Here is a 764-nt window from a genome sequence, read left to right as displayed (position 1 = left end):
CGAGGAGCGAGCAATGAGCACCACCGACACGGACATCGCGGGCTGGAACTCCAAGGCCCTCGACGAGATCCTCTCGAACGACGCGGGACGTCCCGTCCTGTTCACCAACGCCCGCATCCTGACGATGGACCCGCTGATCGGGACCATGACCGGTGCCGACATCCTGTTCGTCGGCTCCCTGATCGTCGCGGTCGGCCCGTCCCTGTTCACCGCGGCGGAGGACGACAACGCCATCGTCGTCGACGCCACGGGCACGACCATCGTCCCCGCCGTCGTGGACACCGTCGCACTGGCCGGCGGCCGCGGCGAACGCTCGGAGCACGTCGCGACGCTGACCCCGGGCAACACCAGCGACCTGCTGGTGGTGCCCGACGAGTTCGCCGCCGACGTGCCGGGCGCCCTGGCCACGCTCGTCTCCCGGCCGGAGCGGGTCCGCGCACTGGTCGCGGCCGGCCGGCCCGTGCTGTGGGCCGGCAGCGACGCCCCCGGCCGGGCCACCGCCCCCGAAATGGGCATCCCGGCCTCACCGGACCTGACCGGCAGCCCGCGGGTCGGCGTGTGGATCGACCAGGACGACTTCCTGCACCAGGAGCTCACCGCCGACGGCCGCTACGACGAGACACGGGGCGGCCGCCCGCACGCCTACCAGGGCCGGTACTGGATCGACGGCGACCGGATCGACTACCTCGACGACCTCGGCTTCTGGGCCGTGGGCTACTTCCGCGGCGACGAACTCCACCACGTCGGCTACATCATGCACCTGG

Annotated in this window: 1 protein-coding gene; it reads left to right on the top strand. The window is 72.0% G+C overall.

The window, feature by feature from the left end; all coding sequences use genetic code 11:
- Positions 1 to 13: 13 nt before the first annotated feature.
- The coding region (locus ORI94_RS35250) for an Atu4866 domain-containing protein (RefSeq protein WP_266083202.1) at positions 14 to 764 on the top strand (751 nt) is incomplete at its 3' end.

It is taken from the genome of Streptomyces sp. NEAU-W12, from assembly GCF_026242095.1.
Taxonomy (GTDB): Bacteria; Actinomycetota; Actinomycetes; order Streptomycetales; family Streptomycetaceae; genus Streptomyces.
This window is presented reverse-complemented; position numbering and strand designations above follow the sequence as displayed.